The 22,151-nt window shown below is 67.6% G+C and carries 21 protein-coding genes and 1 tRNA gene; 6 read left to right on the top strand and 16 right to left on the bottom strand.

What is annotated here, in order from left to right; all coding sequences use genetic code 11:
* Positions 1–39: 39 nt before the first annotated feature.
* From AC3WON_RS02260 to AC3WON_RS02240, 5 genes are all read right to left on the bottom strand, one after another.
* A complete protein-coding gene (locus tag AC3WON_RS02260; RefSeq protein ID WP_492351039.1) occupies positions 40–732 on the bottom strand; it encodes a TetR/AcrR family transcriptional regulator in 693 nt (230 codons plus the stop codon).
* Positions 732–1,418, bottom strand: a complete 687-nt coding sequence (gene upp / locus AC3WON_RS02255) for a uracil phosphoribosyltransferase (protein ID WP_492316868.1) — start codon at positions 1,416–1,418, stop codon at positions 732–734. Before upp ends, AC3WON_RS02260 begins: the two co-directional genes overlap by 1 nt.
* 72 nt (positions 1,419–1,490) lie before the next feature.
* Positions 1,491–2,813 carry a URC4/urg3 family protein gene (locus tag AC3WON_RS02250; RefSeq protein ID WP_492351038.1) on the bottom strand — a complete coding sequence of 441 codons (1,323 nt, stop codon included), beginning with the start codon at positions 2,811–2,813 and terminating at the stop codon, positions 1,491–1,493.
* Complete coding sequence (locus AC3WON_RS02245) at positions 2,810–4,048, bottom strand: GTP cyclohydrolase II (protein ID WP_010814581.1); 1,239 nt, start codon at positions 4,046–4,048, stop codon at positions 2,810–2,812. The genes AC3WON_RS02250 and AC3WON_RS02245 overlap by 4 nt, the downstream gene beginning before the upstream one ends.
* Positions 4,049–4,324: 276 nt before the next feature.
* Entirely contained in the window at positions 4,325–5,425 is a 1,101-nt protein-coding gene (locus AC3WON_RS02240) for an acyltransferase family protein (RefSeq protein WP_492351037.1), read from the bottom strand.
* A 650-nt stretch (positions 5,426–6,075) separates the two neighbouring features.
* Between AC3WON_RS02240 and AC3WON_RS02235 the strand changes: the two genes are divergently transcribed.
* From AC3WON_RS02235 to AC3WON_RS02210, 6 genes are all read left to right on the top strand, one after another.
* Positions 6,076–7,173 carry a substrate-binding domain-containing protein gene (locus AC3WON_RS02235; RefSeq protein WP_492351036.1) on the top strand — a complete coding sequence of 366 codons (1,098 nt, stop codon included), beginning with the start codon at positions 6,076–6,078 and terminating at the stop codon, positions 7,171–7,173.
* A 53-nt stretch (positions 7,174–7,226) separates the two neighbouring features.
* Positions 7,227–8,249, top strand: a complete 1,023-nt coding sequence (locus tag AC3WON_RS02230) for an ABC transporter substrate-binding protein (protein WP_479942089.1) — start codon at positions 7,227–7,229, stop codon at positions 8,247–8,249.
* A 107-nt stretch (positions 8,250–8,356) separates the two neighbouring features.
* Positions 8,357–9,175 carry an ABC transporter permease gene (locus tag AC3WON_RS02225; RefSeq protein WP_492351035.1) on the top strand — a complete coding sequence of 273 codons (819 nt, stop codon included), beginning with the start codon at positions 8,357–8,359 and terminating at the stop codon, positions 9,173–9,175.
* A gap of 10 nt (positions 9,176–9,185) precedes the next feature.
* On the top strand, positions 9,186–10,061 hold the full coding sequence (locus tag AC3WON_RS02220) for an ABC transporter permease (protein WP_439669144.1): 876 nt from the start codon (positions 9,186–9,188) through the stop codon (positions 10,059–10,061).
* Complete coding sequence (locus tag AC3WON_RS02215; protein WP_492351034.1) at positions 10,054–11,112, top strand: ABC transporter ATP-binding protein; 1,059 nt, start codon at positions 10,054–10,056, stop codon at positions 11,110–11,112. Before AC3WON_RS02220 ends, AC3WON_RS02215 begins: the two co-directional genes overlap by 8 nt.
* Entirely contained in the window at positions 11,109–11,954 is an 846-nt protein-coding gene (locus tag AC3WON_RS02210; RefSeq protein ID WP_492316860.1) for a phosphodiesterase, read from the top strand. Before AC3WON_RS02215 ends, AC3WON_RS02210 begins: the two co-directional genes overlap by 4 nt.
* Before the next feature lie 196 nt (positions 11,955–12,150).
* Here AC3WON_RS02210 and mdcH read toward each other — a convergent pair whose 3' ends face one another.
* The 11 genes from mdcH to AC3WON_RS02155 all read right to left on the bottom strand — a co-directional run bounded on the left by mdcH (position 12,151) and on the right by AC3WON_RS02155 (position 22,081).
* Entirely contained in the window at positions 12,151–13,068 is a 918-nt protein-coding gene (gene mdcH / locus AC3WON_RS02205; RefSeq protein WP_492351033.1) for a malonate decarboxylase subunit epsilon, read from the bottom strand.
* Complete coding sequence (locus tag AC3WON_RS02200; protein ID WP_492316858.1) at positions 13,065–13,709, bottom strand: malonate decarboxylase holo-ACP synthase; 645 nt, start codon at positions 13,707–13,709, stop codon at positions 13,065–13,067. Before AC3WON_RS02200 ends, mdcH begins: the two co-directional genes overlap by 4 nt.
* Entirely contained in the window at positions 13,697–14,533 is an 837-nt protein-coding gene (mdcE, locus tag AC3WON_RS02195) for a biotin-independent malonate decarboxylase subunit gamma (protein WP_492351032.1), read from the bottom strand. The genes AC3WON_RS02200 and mdcE overlap by 13 nt, the downstream gene beginning before the upstream one ends.
* The gene (locus tag AC3WON_RS02190; RefSeq protein ID WP_492351031.1) at positions 14,530–15,381 is read right to left on the bottom strand and encodes a biotin-independent malonate decarboxylase subunit beta; all 852 of its coding nucleotides are present in this window, start codon (positions 15,379–15,381) and stop codon (positions 14,530–14,532) included. Before AC3WON_RS02190 ends, mdcE begins: the two co-directional genes overlap by 4 nt.
* Positions 15,378–15,695: a malonate decarboxylase subunit delta gene (locus AC3WON_RS02185; protein ID WP_492351030.1), complete on the bottom strand. Its 318-nt coding sequence runs from the start codon at positions 15,693–15,695 to the stop codon at positions 15,378–15,380. The genes AC3WON_RS02190 and AC3WON_RS02185 overlap by 4 nt, the downstream gene beginning before the upstream one ends.
* Positions 15,676–16,617: a triphosphoribosyl-dephospho-CoA synthase gene (locus AC3WON_RS02180; RefSeq protein WP_492351029.1), complete on the bottom strand. Its 942-nt coding sequence runs from the start codon at positions 16,615–16,617 to the stop codon at positions 15,676–15,678. The genes AC3WON_RS02185 and AC3WON_RS02180 overlap by 20 nt, the downstream gene beginning before the upstream one ends.
* Complete coding sequence (gene mdcA, locus AC3WON_RS02175) at positions 16,617–18,275, bottom strand: malonate decarboxylase subunit alpha (protein WP_492351028.1); 1,659 nt, start codon at positions 18,273–18,275, stop codon at positions 16,617–16,619. The genes AC3WON_RS02180 and mdcA overlap by 1 nt, the downstream gene beginning before the upstream one ends.
* Positions 18,276–18,412: 137 nt before the next feature.
* Complete coding sequence (locus AC3WON_RS02170) at positions 18,413–19,330, bottom strand: LysR family transcriptional regulator (RefSeq protein WP_492316852.1); 918 nt, start codon at positions 19,328–19,330, stop codon at positions 18,413–18,415.
* 97 nt (positions 19,331–19,427) lie between these two features.
* The gene (locus AC3WON_RS02165; protein WP_492351027.1) at positions 19,428–20,834 is read right to left on the bottom strand and encodes an SLC13 family permease; all 1,407 of its coding nucleotides are present in this window, start codon (positions 20,832–20,834) and stop codon (positions 19,428–19,430) included.
* A 585-nt stretch (positions 20,835–21,419) separates the two neighbouring features.
* A tRNA-Ile gene (locus AC3WON_RS02160) sits at positions 21,420–21,495 on the bottom strand.
* A 118-nt stretch (positions 21,496–21,613) separates the two neighbouring features.
* Positions 21,614–22,081 (bottom strand): fumarate hydratase, encoded by a 468-nt coding sequence (locus AC3WON_RS02155; protein WP_492316850.1) that lies wholly within the window; start codon positions 22,079–22,081, stop codon positions 21,614–21,616.
* Between the last annotated feature and the right edge of the window lie 70 nt (positions 22,082–22,151).

Genomic DNA, 22,151 nt, shown 5'->3' with positions numbered 1-22,151 from the left:
CGGCGATGTTCTCACGGCGCCGGCTCCGGCGCCACGGCGTCATGCGCGCCGGTCGCGTGCTGCGGGCTCGGGGTCGAGTCCGCAGCCGCGCAGCAGCAGCGCCACCAGGTGCTCGGTGGCCTGCGCATAGTCCTGCTGCTCCAGCTGGCTGACGCCGAGCACCGCGCATACCTGCGACTCGAAATCCGCATAGGTCTGCGTGGCCGCCCAGATCGTGAAGAACAGGTGCTGGGGGTCGACCGGCGCCATCTGGCCGCGGTCGATCCACTGCTGCACCACCGCGGCCTTGCGCGACACCAGTTCGCGCAGCACCTGCCGCAGGACCTCGCCGATCTCATGCGCGCCGTGCAGCAGTTCATTGGCAAATACGCGCGACGCATCCGGATGACTGGCCGACAGCCGCATCTTGGCGCGGATGTATTGTTCCAGCGCCACCTGCGGTGGCAGCTCGGCGCGGATGATGTCGGTCTCCGACAGCCACAGCTGCAGCGTATGCGCCAGCACGGCACGGTACAACGCCTGCTTGGTGCGGAAGTAGTAATGCAGGTTGGACTTGGGCACCCCGGCACGCACCGCGATCTCGGCCATGGTGGCGCCGGCAAAGCCCGCGCGCGCAAAGACATGCTCGGCCGCGTGCAGGATCATGGCCTGGTTCTCCTGCCGGATGCGCCCGCCCGGGGCATCGCACGCGGGCAGCGGGCGCCGCGCCGCGGCGCTGGCCTGCGTGTCCATCAGCGCGTGCCGTAGAGGCGGTCGCCGGCGTCGCCCAGCCCGGGCACGATATAGCCGTGCTCGTTGAGCGTGTCGTCGATGGCCGCGGTGACGATGCCGACCTCAGGGTGCGCCGCGCGCAGCGCGCGCAGCCCCGGGCGCGAGGCGATCAGGCACACGTACTTCATGGTGGTGACGCCGGCCTCTTTCAGGCGGTTCAGCGCGGCGATGGCCGAGTTGCCGGTGGCCAGCATCGGGTCCACCACGATCACCATGCGCTCCTGGATGTCTTCCGGCATCTTGAAGTAGTACTCGATCGGCTCCAGCGTCTCGGGGTCGCGGTACAGGCCGATATGCCCGACGCGCGCCGCCGGCAGCAGCTCCAGCATGCCGTCGATAAAGCCGTTGCCCGCGCGCAGGATCGACACCAGGCACAGCTTCTTGCCCGACAGCACCCGCGACTGCATCGGCGCGATCGGCGTGCGGATGGCGACCGTCTCCATGGCCAGGTCGCGCGTGGCTTCGTAGGTCAGCAACTGGCTGATTTCACGCACCAGCCGGCGGAAGTTGTCGGTGGTGGTGTCCTCGCTGCGCACCAGGGTGACCTTGTGCTGCACCAGCGGGTGGTCGACGACCAGCACGCCGGCCAGGCCGGCAGCATCGGCATCGAGTGGGTCAACAGCGGGAACAGCGGACATGTCGTTCATGGTGACGCTCCTGATGCCAGGTTTCACATGCAATGCCTGCCGGCAACGTCGGCCGCCTGGCGGCCGACGTGCTCAGAACACGGTGCCGTCGCTGATGATGGCGAACGGCGGCGCGCCACCCGGGCGCCGCTTGGCGGCAATGCGGCGCCCCGCCGCCCAGGTGCCGCCTTCGAGCACGCGCGCCAGCGGGAAATTTTCTTCCTGCAAGCCAAGCGCCTGGCGCACGCCGTCGGCCACCAGGTCCAGGCCGGTCACGGTCAGCGCGCGCCATTCGACGATCACGGGCTCATCCACCGCATGCGGCACGGCGGCAAAGCCGGGGTCGCGCGGCACCATCAGCTCGAAGTCGTAGAGCAGGCCGCCGTTGCGATATTCGGGCAGGCCCGTCAGCGCGTCCAGCCCGGTCACGGTCAGGCCGGCGTCCTCCAGCGGCTCCAGCAGCGAATAGGTCAGCCATTGCGTGAGCTTGTGGAACGGCACCAGCCCGCCCGGCGCGGCCGGATGCCGCCAGCAGTCGCCCAGCGACACGCCTTCGACAATGATCCGCCCCGGCCATACCGGCCCCAGGCCGACCAGCAGCGTGCGCAGCAGGAAGCTGGCGTCGAGCTGCCCGTTGACCGCATGCGCCTTCAGGTAGTCGTACAGGTTGCCCAGCCGCGCCGGCCGGCCGAACAGCGCCGGGGTCGCCTCCATCACCTCGCCCAGGCGGCGCAGCAGGCCGGCGCGGCCTTCCAGCCCCACCAGCGGGTTGTGCTGCGCGACCTGGAAGGCGTGGGCGATGCTGTCGGCATCGATGCGCTGCAGCCGCTCGGCGTCCGCGCGCAGCGGATCGCCCGGCGCGGCCGAGAAGCCGCCGCGCGCGAACAGGTCGAAACTGGCCACGCCCAGCCCTTCCGAGCGCGTCAGCACCAGGTCGCTGGCCGGATCGCGGTAACGCCAGTCAGGGCCGGCACCGGCATCGAGCAACACGCTTGGAATCACCAGGTCGATGCCGATGCGGGCGCGCTCCTCGCGGTGCTCGGGCCCGCTCAGCGCGGCACGCTCGCACAGCACCTGCCAGCGGTCCGCGCGCTGGTCGACGCCGGCGCTTTCAAAATGGCGCCAGCGGCTGTGGTACGGCACCTGCAGGTCCGGATAGCGCTGGCGGATGGTGCTGGCGACATAGTCGGCAATGGCATGCACGCGGTCCGGATGCCAGGTGAAAAGTTCGGACGCGCCGCTGGCCACGTGCTCGGTGACCGCCGCGCAATGCGTGCGCACCGCCTCGGCACACAGCAGCGCCGAAGCGGGATGCCCTTCCGGCACCGGGCTCAGCCAGCCGGCACCCGGCCGCATCTCGTTACCTGTGCCCTGGCGGTCCATGCCGGGCTTGCCATCCTCGGGAAACATCGTCATTCGTTCAACCCCCTGCCCTTTGCCAGGGCCAGTTCGTTCGCATCCGGCGGCGTGTAGTGCGTAAAGTAGCCCGCGGCCACCTTGGCATCGATCTCGACACGGGCGTCGGCGGGAATCAGGGTCTCGGGGATGGCCACCTGCTCGACCACCTCGATGCCCTGCGCCACCAGCGCGCCATGCTTCATGTTGCTCATCGACGCCCAGCGGTCGATGCGGCGGATGCCCAACCAGTGGAACACATCCGGCATCAGCTCCTGGAAACGCATGTCCTGCACGCCTGCCACGCATTCGGTGCGGGCAAAGTAAGTCTCGGCACGGTCGCCGCCCACCTGCCGCTTGCGTGCGTTGTAGACCAGGAACTTGGTCACCTCGCCCAGCGCGCGGCCCTCCTTGCGGTTGTAGACCACCAGCCCGACACCGCCCTGCTGCGCCATCTCGATGCACACCTCGATGCCATGTGCCAGATACGGCCGGCAGGTACAGATGTCTGACCCGAACACATCCGATCCGTTGCATTCATCGTGCACGCGGCAGGCCACGCGGGTTTCGGGCTTGCCCAGCTGGCTCACGTCGCCGAAGAAATACAGCGTCATGCCGCCGATGGGCGGCAGGAACACCTTCAGGTCCGGCCGCGTCACCAGTTCCGGGAACATGCCGCCGGTCTGCTCGAACAGGCTGCGGCGCAGCACGCTTTCCTTGATGCCGAAACGGGCCGCCAGCCCGGGCAGGTACCAGACCGGATCGACCGCAGCCTTGGTCACGCGCACATCGCCGTTGGCATGGAGGATGTCGCCGTCGGGCTTGAGCCGGCCGGCCGCGATGGCCGACATCAGCTCCGGCATGTTGATATGCGCGCGGGTGACGGCGATGGTCGGGCGGATATCCACGCCGGCCGCGATGCGGTCGGCAAACACAGTGGAAACCAGGTGGCCCCAGGGATCCAGCGAGACAATTTTCTCCGGGTCGCCCCACTGCGGATGCGGGCCGATGGCCTCCGCCGGCGCGGTATCGGTCAGGTCGGTGCGATGGTCGCGCTGCAATGCGCCCGCAGCAACCGCCAGGGCCCGGTAGATCGCGTAGGCACCTGCGTGAGTACCGATCACATTGCGCTGCGCCGGATTCGCCAGGCTGGCAATGACCGGCCCGCGCTCGGCCGCCGTGGGGGCGCCCCAGTGGATAGGCTCGGCCGGCTTGTCGCGGCGTGCGTGCGAGGTCAGGACGATATGGTCGGACATGGCACCCTCGGTTCCCGATGGAATCCTGACCAAATGGTCAGGTTTACGATTCCATACTAGGCAACCTTTGTGCCATCGCCCAATGCCGTTTACGCGAGTGTTGCTCCGATGTGTGTGGCGCCGAACGCAAGTTCGGGCGGGCGGCATGCACGCATGGCGTGCAGGCGGCGTGGCATAACGGGTGCACAAGCACCAACAAGAAGCGCGCACGGCCATGCTGGCACGGCGCCGTCCGGGAGAAGCCGTACCACCGCTGCACGACCGTGCCTGCAAACGTTACACGCGTTGCCGGCTGGCGCGGTCGCGGCCGTTGCCCAGCAGCGCACGCAGCGCCGCCAACGGCCGGGCGCTTTCGATGTAGCGATAGAACAACGCGCCGGCCACATTGCTGAGCGCCCATGCTGCAACCATGCCGAGCGCGTTCAGCACCGGCCGGCCTGGCGCCAGGTTCGACACCAGCGCGTTGACCAGCAGGCAGACCGGAAAGTGAACCAGGAACACCGAATAGGAAATGCGCCCGAAGAAGCCGACCACGCGCGCCCGCGGCCAGCGCTCCAGCCAGCCGCCGCGGCGCGCCACCGCCAGCAGCAGCGCAGTGGCCAGCGCCACCGCGATGCGCAGCCGGAAATCGAAGGCCAGCGCCGCCAACGCCACCGCGCCGAGGACCAGCAGCGGCAACACCGGGCGACCGGGGTTGGACGCCCAGTAGGCCAGCGCCCCCATGCCATAGGCGCCGAAGAAGTACAGCGCCCAGATATCCCACGCGGCATCGCGGTTGAACCAGAACAGCGACGCCACTGCCACCAGCGCCACGATGCCAATGCTGACCCCGGCACCCGCCGGCGCTTTCCCGCACGCCGCGGCGCGCGCGGCCCACAGCGCGCCCAGCAGCAGCGCAAACAGCTGCAGGTCGATGGCCACGTACCAGACCCCGGCCGAGAGCGCGTCGACATCGAGCACGTTATGCAGCAACGTCACGTGCGCCAGGAACTGCAGCAGGCCGGGCGGCGCGGGGATCGAATCATGCACCATCCATTGGCGCGCCAGGGCGGCACCGGCGATGCTGAGCAGCAGCGCCGCGGCAAAGGGCACCACCAGCTTCTGGTAGCGCCGCCACAGCACCAGCAGCGGATGCTGGCTGATCTCCAGCCGGCCATGCGGCGCCAGGCTGCGCGCGGCGAGGAAACCGCTGACCACCAGGAAGACCTGCACGGCGATGCGGGCGTAGTCGTACAGCCAGTCCACCAGCCCCGGGGCCAGCCGATACGCGGTATCGGACATCGGGCCATAGAAGGCCAGGTGATGGAGCACGATCAACTGGGAGCTGATTGCTTTCAGGGCGTCAATGCACGGCAGGCGCGACGGACGGGGGCTCATTGTTATAGGAATGTTGCGATTGCACGGAGGGGGCAATTCTACCTGCTTGCACCGACTTCAATATGGCGCGTACGCCACTACATGGAGATTCGTTACACACTGCCCCGGCATGTTGCGAGTTTGCCGTCGCGGCCCAATACACCTGCAGGATAGATACGGGGGACGTCAGGCTTGAACCACTCATTGAAGGGGCGTTTCGTTGTGCGCCAGTAGGCTAAGCTAGATCCAGGATTGCCACTTTGGGGCCGCTTATGCAGCACCGCACGCTCTTCCCCCGCACCGGTCACGCCTTCCGTTGCGGCTTGGCTGAGTGCTCCCTCATCGCCCTTCTGGCCGCGGCCCTGGCGGGATGCGAGGGAGTCCCCCGGGATACCGCGGCGACACCGCCACCGCCGCGTCAGCCGATTGCGCCCAGCGACGACGTGTACCCCGCCCCGACCACGGTACGCGACACGCGACCTACGGTGCGCACTCCGTAGGCGGCGTTTTCCTACGCGGCCGGCATCCGGCCCTTGCACCCGGATGTCATCCCCCTGTCATCCACCCCAAACAAAATGCCATCCAGACAGGGTGCAGACACCCGTCCGCCAGCCGCCTTCTGCGGCAGTGCAGCGACGGAATGTCTTGACGCCCCGTTTTTTCCACCTTCAATGAAAACGTTTTCATCCGGAGCTGCAAGCGTGAATCGCAAAGATCCAGCGGGGGGCAGGCCCGACACGACAGGTGGCGCCACCCTGATCGACGTGGCGCAAGCCGCGCGGGTGTCGCTCGCCACCGCATCGCGCGTGTTCAGCAGCCCGCACCTGGTCCGCGACAGCACGGCGCAGCGCGTGCGCGAGGCGGCGCGCCGGCTCAGCTTTCGCCCCAACCTGCTGGGCAGCAAGCTGCGCGCCCAGCAGACCCGCATGATCGGCGTGATGCTGCCAACGCTGGAAAACGCGGTGTTCGCCGAATGCTGGCACGGCATCGAGGAAGCGGCGCTGGCGGGCGGCTATTCGCCGATGCTGGTCACCAGCGGCTACGATCCGGCGCGCGAATGCGAGCGTGTGGAGTACCTGCTGCGCCATCGCGTGGACGGCATGGTGCTGACCGTGGCCGACGCGGCGCACAGCACGGTGCTGGATCAACTCGACGGCGAGGGCGTGCCCTACGTGCTGGCGTACAACCAGGCCGGACCGCGCAGCCGGCGTCATTCGGTATCGGTGGACAACCGGCGCAGCGCCTGCGCCGGCGTGGAGGCCCTGATCGCCGCCGGGCACCGCCGCATCGCCGTGGTATCGGGCGCCTTCGTCGCCTCGGACCGCGCGCGCCAGCGCTTTGCCGGCTATCAGGACGCCATGCGCGCGCACGGGCTAAGGCCCGCCACGCCAGTCTGCCTGCCATCGCACACCGCCAGCAATGCCGAACAGATCCGCGCGCTGGTCCGGGCAAACGATGCGCCCACCGCCTTTTTCTGCACCAATGACCTGCTGGCCATCGGCGTGATCTCCGACCTCAGGCGCCTCGGCCTGAGCGTGCCGCGCGACATCTCCGTGCTGGGCTATGACGGTATCGCGCTGGGCAGCGTGGTCGAACCGCCGCTGGCCACCGTCGTGCAACCCAATGCGGAGATCGGCGCCAGCGCCGTCGGCCGGCTGCTTGCCTGGCTGCACGATGGCGGACGAGCCTCGGCGGCGCTGGCGCGCGTCACGCTGCTGCCGCACGCACTGCGCGTCAACGGCACCGTGGCCGCTCCGCCGTCACCGTAACCGCGTGCGCATGTTGCATTCCCCACCCCCTGTCCTCAACCAAGGAGCCTCTCATGCAACCTATTCCTTCCTGGCGCCGCCCGCTGCGCTGGATTGCCCTGGCGCTAAGCGCTGCCGCGTTCAGCCAGGGCGTGGCCGCCCAGACCGCGATCTGCTACAACTGCCCGCCCGAATGGGCCGACTGGGCGGCACAGATCCGCGCCATCAAGGAAAAGACCGGCGTTGCCGTGCCGCTGGACAACAAGAACTCCGGCCAGTCGCTGGCGCAGCTGGTCGCCGAGAAAGCCAGCCCGGTGGCCGACGTGGTCTACTACGGCGTGACCTTCGGCATCCAGGCCAAAAAGGATGGCGTCACCGCCGCCTACAAGCCCGCCCACTGGAACGACATTCCCGACGGCCTGAAAGACCCGCAGGGCAACTGGTTCGCCATCCATTCCGGCACGCTGGGCTTCATGGTCAATGTCGACGCGCTGCGCGGCAAGCCGGTGCCGCAGTCATGGGCCGACCTGCTCAAGCCCGAGTACAAGGGCCTGGTCGGCTATCTCGACCCCGCCAGCGCCTTCGTAGGCTATGTGGGCGCAGTCGCGGTCAACCAGGCCATGGGCGGCACGCTCGACAACTTCGGCCCGGCCTTCAAGTATTTCAAGGACCTGCAGAAAAACCAGCCGATCGTGCCCAAGCAGACCGCTTATGCGCGCGTGCTGTCCGGTGAAATCCCTATCCTGCTCGATTACGACTTCAACGCCTATCGCGCCCGCTACAAGGATCACGCCAACGTTGCCTTCGTGATCCCCAGGGAGGGCTCAGTGGTGGTTCCCTACGTGATGAGCCTGGTCAACAAGGCGCCGCATGAGGCCGAAGGCCGCAAGGTGCTCGACTTCGTGCTGTCCGACGCCGGCCAGGCGCTGTGGGCCAACGCCTACCTGCGCCCGGTGCGCGCCGGCGTGGTGCCTAAGGAAGTACAGGCGCGTTTCCTGCCGGCCACCGAATACGCACGGGCCAAGGCGGTGGACTTCGGCAAGATGGCCGACGTGCAAAAGGCGTTCAGCGAGCAGTATCTGAAGGAAGTGCGCTGACGACTGGCGATGGTGTCACCCGCCTGATGGTTGTCTCCCCGCAAAGGGGGAGACAACCGGGCGGCTCACCCAAACCATCGCCCCCCCCCCATCACCCCGTCGCTGCCATGACAAACCGATCCCCCTCCCTCTTCCTGTTCGCCTTGCCGGCACTGGTGGTCTTCCTGACCTTCTTCTGCCTGCCGATGGCGCGGCTCCTGGCGGTCAGCATCAACGGCGAGCAAGGCGCGGGCGTGTACTGGACCGTGGTCTCCAGTCCGCGCTACCTGCACAGCCTGGTGGTCACCGTGCTGCTGTCGGCCGCCGTGACACTGGCCACGCTGGTGATTGCCGGCATTGCCGGCACCTTCCTGCAGCGCAACGCGGTGCCTGGCAAGTCCGTGCTGGTGGCCATGCTGAGCTTTCCGCTGGCGTTTCCCGGCGTGGTGATCGGCTTCATGGTCATCATGCTCGGCGGCCGCAACGGCCTGCTGGCAATGGTCGGCGACAAGGTCGCCGGCGAGCGCTGGACCTTTGCCTACGGCCTGGCGGGGCTGTTCGTCGGCTACCTGTACTTCTCGATCCCGCGCGTGATCCTGACCGTGATGGCGGCCGTGGACAAGCTGGACGCCTCGCTGGAAGAAGCGGCCCGATCGCTGGGCGCCAGTCCCTGGCACGTGGTGCGCGACGTGATGCTGCCCGCGATGATGCCGGCCATGATCTCCAGCGGCGCGATCTGCTTTGCCACCAGCATGGGCGCGTTCGGTACCGCCTTCACGCTGGCCACGCAACTCGATGTGCTGCCGCTCACCATCTACAACGAGTTCACCAACTACGCCAACTTCGGCATGGCCGCTGCGCTGTCCATCCTGCTGGGCACCGTCACCTGGGCCTTGCTGGCGCTCGCACGCTGGTTCTCCGGCGACGCCGTGGCCGCGACCGCCTAGGAGCCAACCCATGACCCCAACCCATCGCCGCCCCGGCTACTGGCTGCAACTGGCGCTCACACTGGCAGTCTGCGCCTTCATGACCGTGCCGGTCGTGCTCTCCGTGCTGGCTGGCCTGACCAACAATATCTTCATCGGCCTGGAAAGCGGCCTGACCACGCGCTGGCTCGCGGAAGTCTGGTCGCTTTATCGCAATACCATCTTCCTGTCGCTGCTGATCGCGCTGGCCTGCCTTGCCTGCACGCTGGTGCTGGGCGTGCCGGCCGCGTACTACATGGCGCTGCGGCGCAACCGCATCACCCGGCTGATCGAGGAACTGCTGATGCTGCCAGTGGCCGTTCCGGGCCTCGCGACCGCGCTTGGCCTGATCCTGCTCTACGGCACCTGGCAGGCCCTGCGCACGAGCTGGCTGTTTATCCTGATCGGCCATGTGCTGTTCACCCTGCCCTTTATGGTGCGTTCGGTGCTGGCCATCCTTTCCGCCATCGATATCCGCACGCTCGAAGACGCGGCGGCCAGCCTTGGCGCCAGCCGCCTGCAGCGTTTCTTCACCGTGGTGCTGCCCAATTGCCGCCAGGGCATCCTGGCCGGCGCGCTCATGGTGGTCACGCTGTCGGTGGGCGAATTCAACCTCACCTGGATGCTGCACACGCCCACCACCCAGACGTTGCCTGTCGGCCTGGCCGACAGCTATGCCTCGATGCGGCTGGAGATCGGCTCGGCCTACACCATCGTCTTCTTCGTCATGATCATTCCGCTGCTGGTGCTGATGCAGGCGCTCAGCGCGCTGGGCGCGCGTTCCCGCAAGTACGTTCCCGAAGCGGTGCCCGCCCCTGCTGTTGCCGCCACGCCGGCCAACCCTCATACCGAGACCCGTCATGCATGAACCCACCACCATCAGGCTGCGCGATTGCGGCAAGACGTTTGCCGACGGCACGCTGGCGCTGCAGCCGCTGGATCTCGACATCGGCGCCGCGGAAACCGTGGTACTGCTAGGCCCGTCCGGCTGCGGCAAGACCACCACGCTGCGCATCATCGCCGGGCTGGAGTATCCCGATGCAGGCGGCGAAGTCTGGTTCGGCGATACCTGCGTGACCGCGCTGCCGATCGAGCAGCGCGGCGTGGGCATGGTGTTCCAGAGCTACGCGCTGTTCCCCAATATGACCGTCTCCGAGAACATCGGCTACGGGCTGCGCGTGCGGCGCGTGGACGCCGCCACGCGCCGCACGCGGGTCGCCGACATGCTCGCGATGATGCATCTCGAACCCTTCGCCGACCGCCGCGTGGACCAGCTCTCGGGCGGCCAGCGCCAGCGCGTGGCGCTGGCACGCGCCATTGCCGTGCAGCCGCGCGTGCTACTGCTGGACGAGCCGCTGACCGCGCTCGACGCCAAGCTGCGCGACGCCCTGCGCGCCGACATCAACCAGTTGCTGCGCAACCTGGGCATCACCGCCGTCTATGTCACGCATGACCAGGCCGAGGCCATGGCGCTGGGCGACCGCATCATCGTAATGGACAAGGGCCGCATCGCCCAGACGGGCACGCCGCAGGATATCTACCGCGCCCCGGCCAATGCCTTCGTGGCGGATTTCATCGGCACCATGAACCGCCTGCCCGCCGCTGCCGAGAACGGCGCCTGGCGCGTGCCTGGCGGCGTCGTGCCCCGGACGCACGAATCCGCGCCGGCGCAGCGCGCCGACCTGATGTTCCGCCCCGAAGACGTGGCGCTGGTGCACACGGACAACGCCCATCTGCACGGTAGCGTGGTCACGGCCCTGTTCCTGGGCAACTGCACGCGCCTGCTGGTGGAAGTCGGCGCCGCCGCGCCGCTCATCGTCGACACCACGCGCCGCGACAACTGGCACGCCGGAGACCGCGTCGGCCTGCGCATCGACACCGGCCACCTCATCACACTTGCCGAAGCCCTGGCAGCATGAACACCGCCCCCTACCTGGTCGCCCACATCACCGACCTCCACATCAAGGCCGGCGGCAAGCTGTCGTACCGGCTGGTTGACACCGCCGGCGCGCTGCACCGCTGCATCGACGCCCTGCTGGCAGCCCCGCAACAACCCGACGCAGTGATTGTCACCGGCGACCTGGTCGACTTCGGCGCCGAAAGCGAATACCAGTTCCTGCGCCAGATCCTGCAGCGGCTACCCATGCCCGTGCGGCTGCTGCCGGGGAATCACGACAGCCGCGGCGCGCTACGCCGGGTCTTTGCCGATCACGACTACCTGTTTGCCACCGGCAGCGGCGAAGACCCGGTGCACTACAGCATCGACGCGGGCCCGCTGCGGCTGGTGGCCTTCGACTGCACCGTGCCGGGCCAGCCCGGCGGGCACGTCGATCCCGGCGCGCTGCCATGGCTGGAAGCCGCACTGTCTGCCGACCCGGCCCGCCCCACCCTGCTGTTGCTGCACCATCCGCCGTTCTTTACCGGCATCGGCCACATGGACGAGCAGGGCCTGGCCAACGCCGACGCGCTCGAAGCCATCGTGCGCCGCCACCCGCAAGTGGAACGCGTGCTGTGCGGCCATCTGCATCGGCACATCACGCGCCGCTTCGGTGGCACGGTCGCGATCACCGCGCCCGGGCCGGCGCACCAGGTGGCGCTGGACCTGGACCCGCAGGCGCCCTCGTGCTTTCGCATGGAGCCGCCGGGCTACCTGCTGCACTGGTGGCATCCGGCACACGGACTCGTGACGCATGCGGCAGCGATCGGGGACTATGGGGCAGCGCATCCGTTCTTTGACGCGCAGGGCAAGCTGATCGACTAGCGGTGACGCTCTGGCAGGTTGTTCGTAAGCGCCAGGTGATGGCCTTGCAAAAGTACACGAATGGCGAAGCCATGCGTCGCAACCGCTTGCGCCATGTCCCAGCTTGCAGGTGGAGTCATCCGCGATGATTCCACCGCGGAGACTCCTCACCGAGGTGGTTTGCTGCTTTGCAGATCCGCTATTGCCAAACGGAGAATCAACGACGCATGATCGCCACGATCGAATCGACGCGGGTTCTGTCACAGGCCATTGCGATGCCATCTGCAAACACCGGTTGCGCCAGCCGTGTCAGCACATCACCCGGAGGCGCCTCCACCACCAGCCTGGCGCCATTGGCTCGGGCCAGCAGCATGGCTTCATGCCAGCGCACCGGCGTCGCCATGTTCTGCGCGAGATCCTCAGCGATCTTGCGTGGATCGCGCAGTTCGCGCGCCTTGCTCGCACTGAAGTAGCGCAACGTAGGCGCCGACATCGCCACCCCCTGCATGGCTTCGCCCAGGGAGCGCGCGGCGTCTGCCAGCAGCGGACAGTGCGACGGGACGTGGATGGCGACCGGCCTGGCGGCCTGCGCGCCAGCCGCTAGCGCCAGCGTCGACACTTCCGCCAGCGCCGACAGCTTGCCCGCGATCACAATCTGCGTGGGGGCGTTGAAATTGGCCAGGTACACCGGTTGCTGCGGCGTGCAGACCTGCGCCACCAGCGGTTCCAGCCGGTTCCGGTCCAGGCCGAGGATCGCCGTCATGCCATAGCCATGCGGAAAGGCCTGCGCCATCAACTCCCCGCGCAAGCGCACTAGTCGCAACGCATCGGCAAAGGCCAGCACACCTGCGGTCACCGCCGCCGCATAGGCGCCGATGGAGAGGCCGGCCACCGCGTCGGCGCGGGCGTCATGCCCGACCAGGCAGCGCGCCATGGCCACGCCTGCCGTCAGCAGGCAAAGCTGGGTCCATACCGTGGACTGCAGGCGTGTCGGCGTATCCATCTCCGCCGCCGGCACCTGCAGCACGTCTTGCGCCTCGGCCAGCACCGCGGCCACCGCGGGATGCGCGGGCAGGTCCTTCAGCATGCCGGGCCGCTGCGCGCCCTGGCCGGGGAAAGTAAGCAGGACATTCATGCCGTGGGTTGCCAGGGATCGTCGCACAGCCGCGGGCCGTGATCCGTCTTCAGCAGCACCCTGCCGCCGCTGCGCAGGCGTTCCAGCAGCGAGAAGCCACCAAACGGGGTCGCGACCTGTATATCGAGCCTGGCCGGCGCGGCGCGCTGCAGCTCGGCCAGCAGGTCCAGATGCGGGGCCGGGAGCGGTTGTGCGGCCTGCACGACGAGGTCAAGGTCGCTGTCGGCACGCAGCACGTTGTGCAGACAGGCGAGCGAGAAGCCGGCGCTGCCAGTCACGCCCCACCGGATACCGGCGGCGTCGAGCCAGTCGGCGATGGCCTCGAGCGCGAGGATTGCCGGCAGGGTCGCCAGCTCCGGCCGCCGCCAGGCACGCTGCGCGGCCAGGTCCATCGGCGTGACGATCTTGCGGATCGCTGCGGGCGTGATCCAGGTGCCGAAGCGTTCCGCGCGCGTACCGCCGCGCAAGCCGACGGGGACTGCGCCAGGCCGGCGGCCGTCGCGCCGCACGACCAGCGGGATCTCGCGCAGCGCTGGCAGGCAGACCCATTCCGGCAAGCCGTCCCGGCCCAGGTCGCTGGCCGGATCGCCCAGCCAGACCAGGTCGTGTGGCGCGGGCGTCGCAGTGTTCAGGCTTGCCATTGCCGCGACAGGCAGTCACGCACTGCAGCCGACGCCTTGCGGTTTGCGCCCGCCAGCCGGCCGGACAGTCCGTGGGTCGGGTCGCGTCGGATCTCCGCCAGCGCGGAAAGGATGGTGTCGCGCGCCAGGTGCACATCGGCCGGCACCGGGGCGCTGGCCGACTCGACGTCGATCAGCCGCCACAGGATGCCCAGCGTGGCGAAGCTCTCGATGTCGTAGGCCATCGGCGGCACCGTCGACGCCAGCGCCTCGAGGTCCTCGACTGTGCGCATGGTGACCCTGGCGGCGGCCTCCTTGCCCATCGCATGCACCAGCACGCCCTCGTCATTGAGCGCGATGATGCGGTTGGCCTGGTAGCCGTGCGCGAGGAAGGCTCCCGACATGGCACGCCCGACGATCAGCGCCACCACCGGATGGCCGGCCAGCCGCGCCTCGGCATAGGCAGCGACAGCGCCAGCCAGCGCCTGGTGGATGCCGAGCGCTTCTTCGCGCCGGCCGTACGCCTGGCTGGGGGTATCGACGATCGCCACGATGGCGCGCCTGACCGGCAATTCGCGGTCCGCTTCGATCGCTTCGCGCACCGCGCGCGCCAGCGACCAGCCTTCGAGCAGACCGGCCTCGCCATGACGTGCCCGCGGAAAGCGGCTGTCGGCGTCAGGCACCAGCGCGATCCAGCGAACCGCGGTCCCCGCCAGTTCGCCGTCGGCAACCAGCACTGAGTCTGGCAGACCCGGCTGGACCTGCGCCGCGGGCGCCAGTGCCTGCAGCCAGCGTTCACCACGGCTGGGTTCGCGCGCGATAGCGGTTTGGATTGGTGAGTTCATGCGTCGGTCCCCCGTTGCAACAACGCCTGCACATCGGCCGGCGTGGGCTGCGCACTGGCGTCGTACGCCTGCAGTGCGGCCAGATATTGGGCGTATTGCTCACTGCAATAGCTTCCCTCGACGGGGCCGCGCAACAGTTCGGCGACCTGCCTGCGCATCGCGTCGCAATCGTCATCGACATACGCATCGGCGAAGCCGGTGGCAACGCGCTGCGTGCCGCCGGTAAAGCTCCAGATAAAGGGCCGGTCACGCGAGTCGTACTCGGCGATGCCCGCCTCCTGCTCGATCACGGCCGGGCCGTTCAGGCCGAGGCGCCCTTCCTGCGTCATCACCAGCGCGGTACACAGGCCCGCGGCAATCGACATGCCGCCGAAGCAGCCCACCTGCCCGGCGATCACGCCGACTACCGGCTGGTAGCGGCGCAGGTCGACGATGGCCGCATGGATCTCGGCAATCGCGGCCAGCCCGAGATTGGCTTCCTGCAGGCGCACGCCGCCGGTTTCCAGCAGCAGCACTGCGCGCGTCGGTTCGCCGCGGCGGTTGTCCTCGGCGGCCAGTTCGAGTGCGCCGGCAATCTTGGCGCCGCCGACTTCGCCCATGCTGCCTCCCTGGAAGGCGCCTTCGATGGCCAGCACCACCACCGGCATCCCGTCGATGCGCCCCTTGGCGACCACCACGCCGTCATCGCTCTGCGGCACCACACCCTGGGGCGGCAGCCATGGCGACTGCAGGCCGTCGAACGGGCCCGCCAGTTCGCGGAAGGTGCCCGGGTCCAGCAGCGCACGCGCGCGCTCGCGTGCCCCCAGTTCGATAAAGCTGTTGCGCGCCAGCAGTTCCGCCGTGTTCATGCGCCCTCTCCTGGTTGCGGGTCGCCCAGCGCCTCGAAGGCCTCCGCCAGGCGCATGCCGACCACGCCCGGCGTGGCGCCGAAATCGTGGATGCGGATCTGCATCGACGCGCGCGGCTCGGCGGCAAAGACGCGCGCGAGCTGCGCATCCCAGACACGGCCATAGCCATTGACCGAGGTGGTGACCTCAACCGTGGTCACGCCGCCGCTGCCGGGCTCGACCAGAACCTCGAGGTCGCCCGACCCCACCACGCCCACCAGCACGCGCGCCCTGGCAGGCTGCCCCGCCGGAAATTCAAATCGTAGTTGTTCCATCAAAGTCCCCTGAATTGTTGCCCATCGAGTCCTGCGACAGCCGGTCGAGGAAGATCGTCGCGGCCAGCAAGTCCGCCGCGCCGCCCGGCGAGGCGCGCTGCGCCAGCATGCCGGTGTCCAGGTTGCGCAGCTGCCGCCGTCCCACCACCGTGCCCGCGCCACCGGCGGCGAGCACCGCCTTGGCGCCGGCCTGCATGTAGTCCAGGCCCTTGCGCCCCGACCTCGCCAGCACGCAGGTATCGTCCAGCTCGCTCATCAACGCCAGCAGCGCATTGAGACGTGCCGTGGATTCGGTGTCGCCGCGCGCGCGGCTGCGTTGCAGGGCCGGCAGCGCCAGCCGCATCACGTGCGGGAACCCTGCCCGTGCCTGGGCCCGCGCACCGCCAACGCCGTACGCCAGGCAGGCGAGTTCGCCCTTGTTGCCGGTAACCACCGGCCGGTGGCGGTCGGGCAGCGCGGCGATGGCACCCGCCGTGGCACTGATCGCCGCGGCACTGGCGCGCTGCCCGGCCGCGCCGAGCAGTCCTGCGGCGCCGACCAGCAAGCCGATGCACCAGATCGCGCCGCGATGCGTATTGACACCGCCGGTGGCGGACAGCATCACCGCCTCGGCCTCGCGGCCGAGCGCGCCCAGTTGCTCGCGCAGCCCATATCCGACGCGCGGCGCCTGCAGGCCGGCATCGGCCATGGCCGCGAACGACGGGCGCAGCGACTGCGCCGAGCGCAGCATCAGCGGCAATGTCAGGTCGGCATGTGCGCCGCTGCCACGGCTGTCGACCAGGCCAGGCTTGGGCGACAGCCGTGCTTCTTCCACGATCGCGCCGACCGCAAGGCCAGCGAGTGCCTGGGCGCGGGGAGCGGCCACCGGCTGGCGCCGGTGCTGCGCCGGCGTGTGCAGGATCCTTGCTGCTGCGCTCGCCATCACCAGCTCCGGAAGCGGGCGGGCGGCGCGTACAGCCCGCCGGACCAGTCCACCAGTTCGGCCATGCTCTTGGCCGCCAGCAAGCTGCGCGTGGCTTGGCTGCGCTGCACGCCCAGGTCTTCGGGCAGCGCGATGAGGCCGTCGCTGCGCATCCGGCGCGTCGTGGCGGGGTCATGCTTCATGCCGATCGGCGTGACGCCCGCCACTGCGGCAATCATCCGGCGCCGCTCTTCCAGCGATTGCGCCTTGTACAGGTAGGCGATGCCTTCCTCGGTCAGCACGTGGGTAACGTCGTCGCCGTAGATCATCACGGGGGCGAGCGGCATGCCGCTTTCGCGCGCGACGTCGACCGCGTCCATCGATTCCACGAAGGTGGGCTTGCCGCCCGCCTGGAAGGTCTCGACCATCTGCACCACCAGCTTGCGGCCGCGCGCGAGCGGATCGTCGGTTTCGATCAGGTCAAGCCAGGCTGGCGTCGGGTGCCGCCGCCCGCCGGGCTGGTGGCCCATGTTGGGCGCGCCGCCAAAGCCCGACAGCCGCCCGCGCGTCACGGTGGACGAGTGGCCGTCGCCGTCGATCTGCAAGGTCGAGCCGATGAAGAGGTCCACCGCATACTGGCCGGCAAGCTGGCAGAAGGCCCGGTTGGAACGCATCGAACCGTCCGCACCTGTGAAGAAGACATCCGGGCGCGCGGCGACATAGGCCTCCATGCCCAGTTCGCTGCCAAAGCTGTGCACGCTCTCGACCCAGCCGGTCTCGATGGCGGGGATCAGCGTCGGGTGCGGGTTGAGCGTCCAGTACTTGCAGATCTTGCCCTTCAGCCCCAGCGACTCGCCGTAGGTGGGCAGGATCAGCTCGATGGCCGCGGTGTTGAAGCCGATGCCATGGTTGAGCGACTGCACCTGGTGGCGCTCGTAGATGCCCCGGATCGCCATCATCGCCATCAGCACGTGGACCGGCTTGATCAGGCGGGGGTCGCGGGTAAACAGTGGCTCGCAGAAGAATGGCTTGTCGGCCTGCACCACGTAGTCGATCCAGGAGCCGGGCACGTCCACGCGCGGCAGGCCGGCGGGGTCGTCGACGATCTCGTTGACTTGCGCAATGACCAGCCCGTCGCGGAAGGCCGCGGCCTCTACCAGTGCCGGCGTGTCCTCGGTGCTGGGGCCGGTGTAGAGATTGCCCTCGCGGTCGGCCTTGTAGCCGGCGATCAGCACGACGTTGGGGACCAGGTCCACATACAGCCGCGCATAAAGCTCGATATAGGTGTGGATCGCGCCCACTTCGAGCTGGCCGTCCTCCAGGAACTGCGAGATGCGGATGCTCTGCGCGCCGGCGTACGAGAAATCCAGCTTGCGCGCGATGCCGCGCTCGAACAGGTCCAGGTGTTCCACCCGGCTGACGCTCGGGATGATCATGTGGAGTGCATTCACACGCGCGGGATCGACCTGTGCCAGCGAGCGCGACAGAAAGTCGGCCTGCTTCTGGTTGTTGCCCTCCAGCACCACGCGGTCGCCCGAAAGCAGCACTGCCTCCAGGAAGGGCACAATATCGCTGGTCGGCACCAGCTTGCCCTGGGCAATGGCGGCGGCGTTCTGCTTGCGGCGCGCCTTGGCTTCCCTGCGGGTGTTCCATTGGCGGCCTGTGCTGGTGGTGGTCATCGCATCTCCGGGCTGACGTCTGTCTGATGTGCCCACCTTAAAACAGGCGGTGCCCACCGAACAATCACGTTGGGCGGAGAACCATTACGCTGGCCGGAAGCAAGGCCTGAAGCGTGGCCGGACCCAGCCTCGGCGTCTTATGGCTCCGCGTCGCGCATGGCCATGCGGCACACCGCGGCCAGCGCCAGCAGGTTGGGATCGCGCTCGCGGCGGCGCAGGAAGCTCAGGCCGATGGTCTGCTTGATGTCGTATTCGCCGGCCAGTGGCACGAACGCCACGTTGCGCGAATACACTCCTTTTACCCGCCCTGGCAGAAGCGTGTAGCCGATGCCACCGCCCACCAGGTTCATCAGTGAAAAGATATCGCCGACTTTCATCACCACATTTGGCGTGAATTGGGCAATACGGAAGGCCTCGACAAAGCCGTGATAGGTGACGAAGCCCTCGCTCAACGCCACGAACGGCTCGTCGCGGCAGGCTCGCAGGTCGACCGCCGGCATGGAGGCGTAGGGCGAGTCGGCAGGCGCCGCAAAGAAGATATCGTCCTCGAACAGCGGGATCGACTCGATCTCCGGGTCGGGCTCGGGCACGGCCATCAAGGTGGCATCGATAGAGCCCTGCTTGAGTTTGTGCAGAAGGTCCGCATTGGAGCCCAGCACCAGTTCAGTCTGCAATTCCGGGCGCCGCAGCTTCAGCCCGATCACGATCCTGGGCACGGTCTGGACCGTCAGCGAGTAGAGCGAGCCGATCTTGAGCTGGTCGGCCGAAAAGCCGGCGGCCTCGCGCGTGGCGCGGATGCCGTCGGCCATGGCCTTGAGCACTTCTCTTGCCGTATCCGCCAGCACATAGGCCGCATCGGTCGGGATCAGGTTGCGGCCCTCATGCCGGAACAGCGCGCAGCTCGTGCCCTCTTCCAGCGAGTGCAGCGCACGGTGCACGCTGACCGTGCTGGTGTCCAGGATCTCGGCCGCCTTGGCCAGGTTGCCGGATTCCATGAACGCCAGCAGGGCTTCGAGTTTGCGGAAGGTGATCTCTTCGCCAATGCGGATTCTCATGGTTCTGGGCTCGGGTGTGGGGGCGGCCTTCCATCTTAGCCGCGTGGCGGCCAGTTCGCATGATTAGCTGGCTTGGCCGAGCCATCGCGACCGGAACTCAGAGCACGACAAAGATAAACCACAGCACAACCGGCGCGGTCACGGTCACCAGCGCCCCATAGATCATCAGCTTGCGGAAGAAAGCCTGCCGGTCCACGCCCTGGGCGTTGGCCAGTACCAGCGCACCATTGGTCGAAAACGGGCTTACGTCCACGATCGTCGAGGACACCGCCATCGCCGCGATAAAGCCGATCGCGCTGACGTCGGAGCCTTGCTGCAGGAACGGCACGGCAAGCGGGATCAGCGAGCCCAGCACCGCGGTCGACGAGGCAAACGCCGACACCACCGCACCCACAAAGCACAGCAGCAGCGCCGCCATCAGCGGCGAGGTCAGGTGGGCCACGCTATGGCCGACGAAATCGATCGTGCCCATCTTGTCCATCACGCCCACAAAGGTGCTGACGCCGACGATCAGCATGATCTCGGGCCACGACACCTGGCCCAGCGCGCGCTTCTGCAGCTCCGGTGCCATCAGCGTGAGCACCAGCGCGATGGTCAGCGAAACGAAGCCGATATCGAGCTTGAAGTAGAGCGTGAGGACGGCCAGTGCCACCAGGCCGGCCACGGTCAGGTACTGGTAGAGTCCGGCCGGCGCCGCGGCGGTGCCGGCGGCATCGCCCTCGAGCATCGATCCGCGGTCGCGCGCTCTCGTCTTCCGCTCTTCCATGCCGGCCTCGGCCTCGGCATCGCCATAGATCTGCGCGCCCTGTGCCGGCACGGCGTGGGCGCCGAAGGGATGGCCCATGGCCAGCACACCGTCGGCGACCGCCTGCGGCGCTGCCACCGCCGGCGCCGCTTGCCGCATCAGGCGCAGGCCGCCGAATGCGACGAACAGTCCCGCGGCCACGGCAAGGTTGACACCCAGGCTGGCAAAGGCCGTCGCCATCTCGTTCAGCGGCAGCCCCGCCTTCTGCACGATCTTGTTGGTGATGCCGCCATAGATGCTGATCGGCGAGAAGCCGCCGCCCTGGGCACCGTGGATCACCATCAGGCCCATCAGCAGCGGGTTGATGCCGTAGCGCGCGGCGAACCCCAGCGCGATCGGCGCGATGATTGCGACCGCTGCCGGGCTGACCGCGCCGACCGAGGTCAGCACCGCCGCGATCATGAACATGATCCACGGGATCGCCGCGATCCGGCCGCCCACGGCGCGTACCGCAAGCCTCACCAGCCAGTCGATGGTGCCATTGTTCTGCGCCACTGCGAACAGGTATGTGATGCCGACCAGCGTCAGGAACAGGTCGGCGGGGAATCCGGCCAGGATAACCTTGGCCGGCATGGCGGCAACCAGCGTGCCGACCAGGAATGCGCCGACAAAGGCCAGCGCGCCCATGTTGATGGGCAGGACCGTGGCGATGACGAACATCAGCCCCAGGACAGAAATGGAAATCAGGTGTTGCGACATAGCGGCTCCGTCGCGGCAGGCGCGCCGGGGCGCCCATCGCTTGGTAGGAATGACGTGGGATTGGTTTTCGGCTGGAACTGCCGAAGGTGATGCGCCGCTACGGCAAGGTGTGGAAGGGGTAGGCCGTCACATGCGTCTCCTTGGTGGATATGGCCTCGCTTGAATACTTCAAGTCGGCGCCATTTTTCAGTCTTGCTTTTGAGCCAAGAATAAGGTGGCGGACAATGAGCATCAATTAAGGTGCGGGGGCAATCCTTACGGAGACCGGAATAGCATCGGGAGGGCGAGTCGGGCAAAAGCCCTGTGCAAACGCAGAGGTGAAAGCTGCTGCGGGTCGAGCCACGAGGTGTGGTGAACCCAGGCGACGACGTGACGTGCGAGCGGACTGTCGAGAACGACCAATGGATTTAAGGCGGTCCCCCGCGTATGCGGGGGTGAGGAACCACACTGGGTCATCAAGCCGCGAATTTGCTCGATCACGCTTGCGACCTCATTCGCGCGGGCCTCTTCAATCTGGGCTCACTTTACCCGCCGGCGATCCACGCGACATGAGGGACGGAGTTTTGCCAGGCTGGTGGTGAATAGTGGGCCTCCCGTGAGTTGAACACGGCACCAACGGATTATGAGTCCGCTGCGCTAACCAGGCATGAGCTAGAGGCCCAATTGGAAGGGGTAAAGCCGTCAGCACAAGGTTCGTCGGCCTCAGCTTTTCTCAGCAGTACCCCCATCTTGCATCAATCGGCTGGTTGGCGACATCGCGTTACCAGCCGAGGCAAGGATCACGCCGACGCTTCAGGCGACGCTACAGCCGGAACCACTTTCTTCGCCGAAGCCCGTTTTTTCGTCACGGATTTCACTGCGACCGCCTTCGGGCCTGCTTTCGCGGCGACCTTGCCCTTAGTAGCGGGCGCGGCCTTTTTCGCGACTGCTTTCGTTACGGCAGCTTTATTGCCCGTCGCCTTCTTGGCGCCTGCAGCCTTGGCCTTCTTTGCCAAGAGCTTGTCCTTTGCGGCTTGCTTTTCAAAGCGGGCCGCGGCCTTTGCGGCTTCCGCTGCCTGGGCAACCTCGCGCTTTGCCGCTTCAATTGCCTTCTTCGTGTCGGCGCGCAGCTTCAGCAAGCGCTTCTTCGCTGCCTGTGCCTCGCGGGCAAGCACGCTGGCCTTTTTCGTCGGCACGGCCACCTTCTTTGCGGCAGGTTTGCCCTTGGCAGTTGCACTTACCCGTGTCGTTTTAGTTGTTGCGACCATGTTTGGTTATTCATAGTTGTGAGTGAAGCGCGGAGTATAACCGCACGAGTGGCGTTACATAATACGTTTC

Source organism: Cupriavidus sp. FW305-46, assembly GCF_058787075.1.
This window is presented reverse-complemented; position numbering and strand designations above follow the sequence as displayed.

Coding starts and splice junctions, on each gene's coding strand:
- AC3WON_RS02260 (WP_492351039.1), bottom strand. CDS start 732: ATGGACACGCAGGCCAGCGCCGCGGCGCGGCGCCCGCTGCCCGCGTGC.
- upp (WP_492316868.1), bottom strand. CDS start 1,418: ATGAACGACATGTCCGCTGTTCCCGCTGTTGACCCACTCGATGCCGAT.
- AC3WON_RS02250 (WP_492351038.1), bottom strand. CDS start 2,813: ATGACGATGTTTCCCGAGGATGGCAAGCCCGGCATGGACCGCCAGGGC.
- AC3WON_RS02245 (WP_010814581.1), bottom strand. CDS start 4,048: ATGTCCGACCATATCGTCCTGACCTCGCACGCACGCCGCGACAAGCCG.
- AC3WON_RS02240 (WP_492351037.1), bottom strand. CDS start 5,425: ATGAGCCCCCGTCCGTCGCGCCTGCCGTGCATTGACGCCCTGAAAGCA.
- AC3WON_RS02235 (WP_492351036.1), top strand. CDS start 6,076: ATGAAAACGTTTTCATCCGGAGCTGCAAGCGTGAATCGCAAAGATCCA.
- AC3WON_RS02230 (WP_479942089.1), top strand. CDS start 7,227: ATGCAACCTATTCCTTCCTGGCGCCGCCCGCTGCGCTGGATTGCCCTG.
- AC3WON_RS02225 (WP_492351035.1), top strand. CDS start 8,357: ATGACAAACCGATCCCCCTCCCTCTTCCTGTTCGCCTTGCCGGCACTG.
- AC3WON_RS02220 (WP_439669144.1), top strand. CDS start 9,186: ATGACCCCAACCCATCGCCGCCCCGGCTACTGGCTGCAACTGGCGCTC.
- AC3WON_RS02215 (WP_492351034.1), top strand. CDS start 10,054: ATGCATGAACCCACCACCATCAGGCTGCGCGATTGCGGCAAGACGTTT.
- AC3WON_RS02210 (WP_492316860.1), top strand. CDS start 11,109: ATGAACACCGCCCCCTACCTGGTCGCCCACATCACCGACCTCCACATC.
- mdcH (WP_492351033.1), bottom strand. CDS start 13,068: ATGAATGTCCTGCTTACTTTCCCCGGCCAGGGCGCGCAGCGGCCCGGC.
- AC3WON_RS02200 (WP_492316858.1), bottom strand. CDS start 13,709: ATGGCAAGCCTGAACACTGCGACGCCCGCGCCACACGACCTGGTCTGG.
- mdcE (WP_492351032.1), bottom strand. CDS start 14,533: ATGAACTCACCAATCCAAACCGCTATCGCGCGCGAACCCAGCCGTGGT.
- AC3WON_RS02190 (WP_492351031.1), bottom strand. CDS start 15,381: ATGAACACGGCGGAACTGCTGGCGCGCAACAGCTTTATCGAACTGGGG.
- AC3WON_RS02185 (WP_492351030.1), bottom strand. CDS start 15,695: ATGGAACAACTACGATTTGAATTTCCGGCGGGGCAGCCTGCCAGGGCG.
- AC3WON_RS02180 (WP_492351029.1), bottom strand. CDS start 16,617: ATGGCGAGCGCAGCAGCAAGGATCCTGCACACGCCGGCGCAGCACCGG.
- mdcA (WP_492351028.1), bottom strand. CDS start 18,275: ATGACCACCACCAGCACAGGCCGCCAATGGAACACCCGCAGGGAAGCC.
- AC3WON_RS02170 (WP_492316852.1), bottom strand. CDS start 19,330: ATGAGAATCCGCATTGGCGAAGAGATCACCTTCCGCAAACTCGAAGCC.
- AC3WON_RS02165 (WP_492351027.1), bottom strand. CDS start 20,834: ATGTCGCAACACCTGATTTCCATTTCTGTCCTGGGGCTGATGTTCGTC.
- AC3WON_RS02155 (WP_492316850.1), bottom strand. CDS start 22,081: ATGGTCGCAACAACTAAAACGACACGGGTAAGTGCAACTGCCAAGGGC.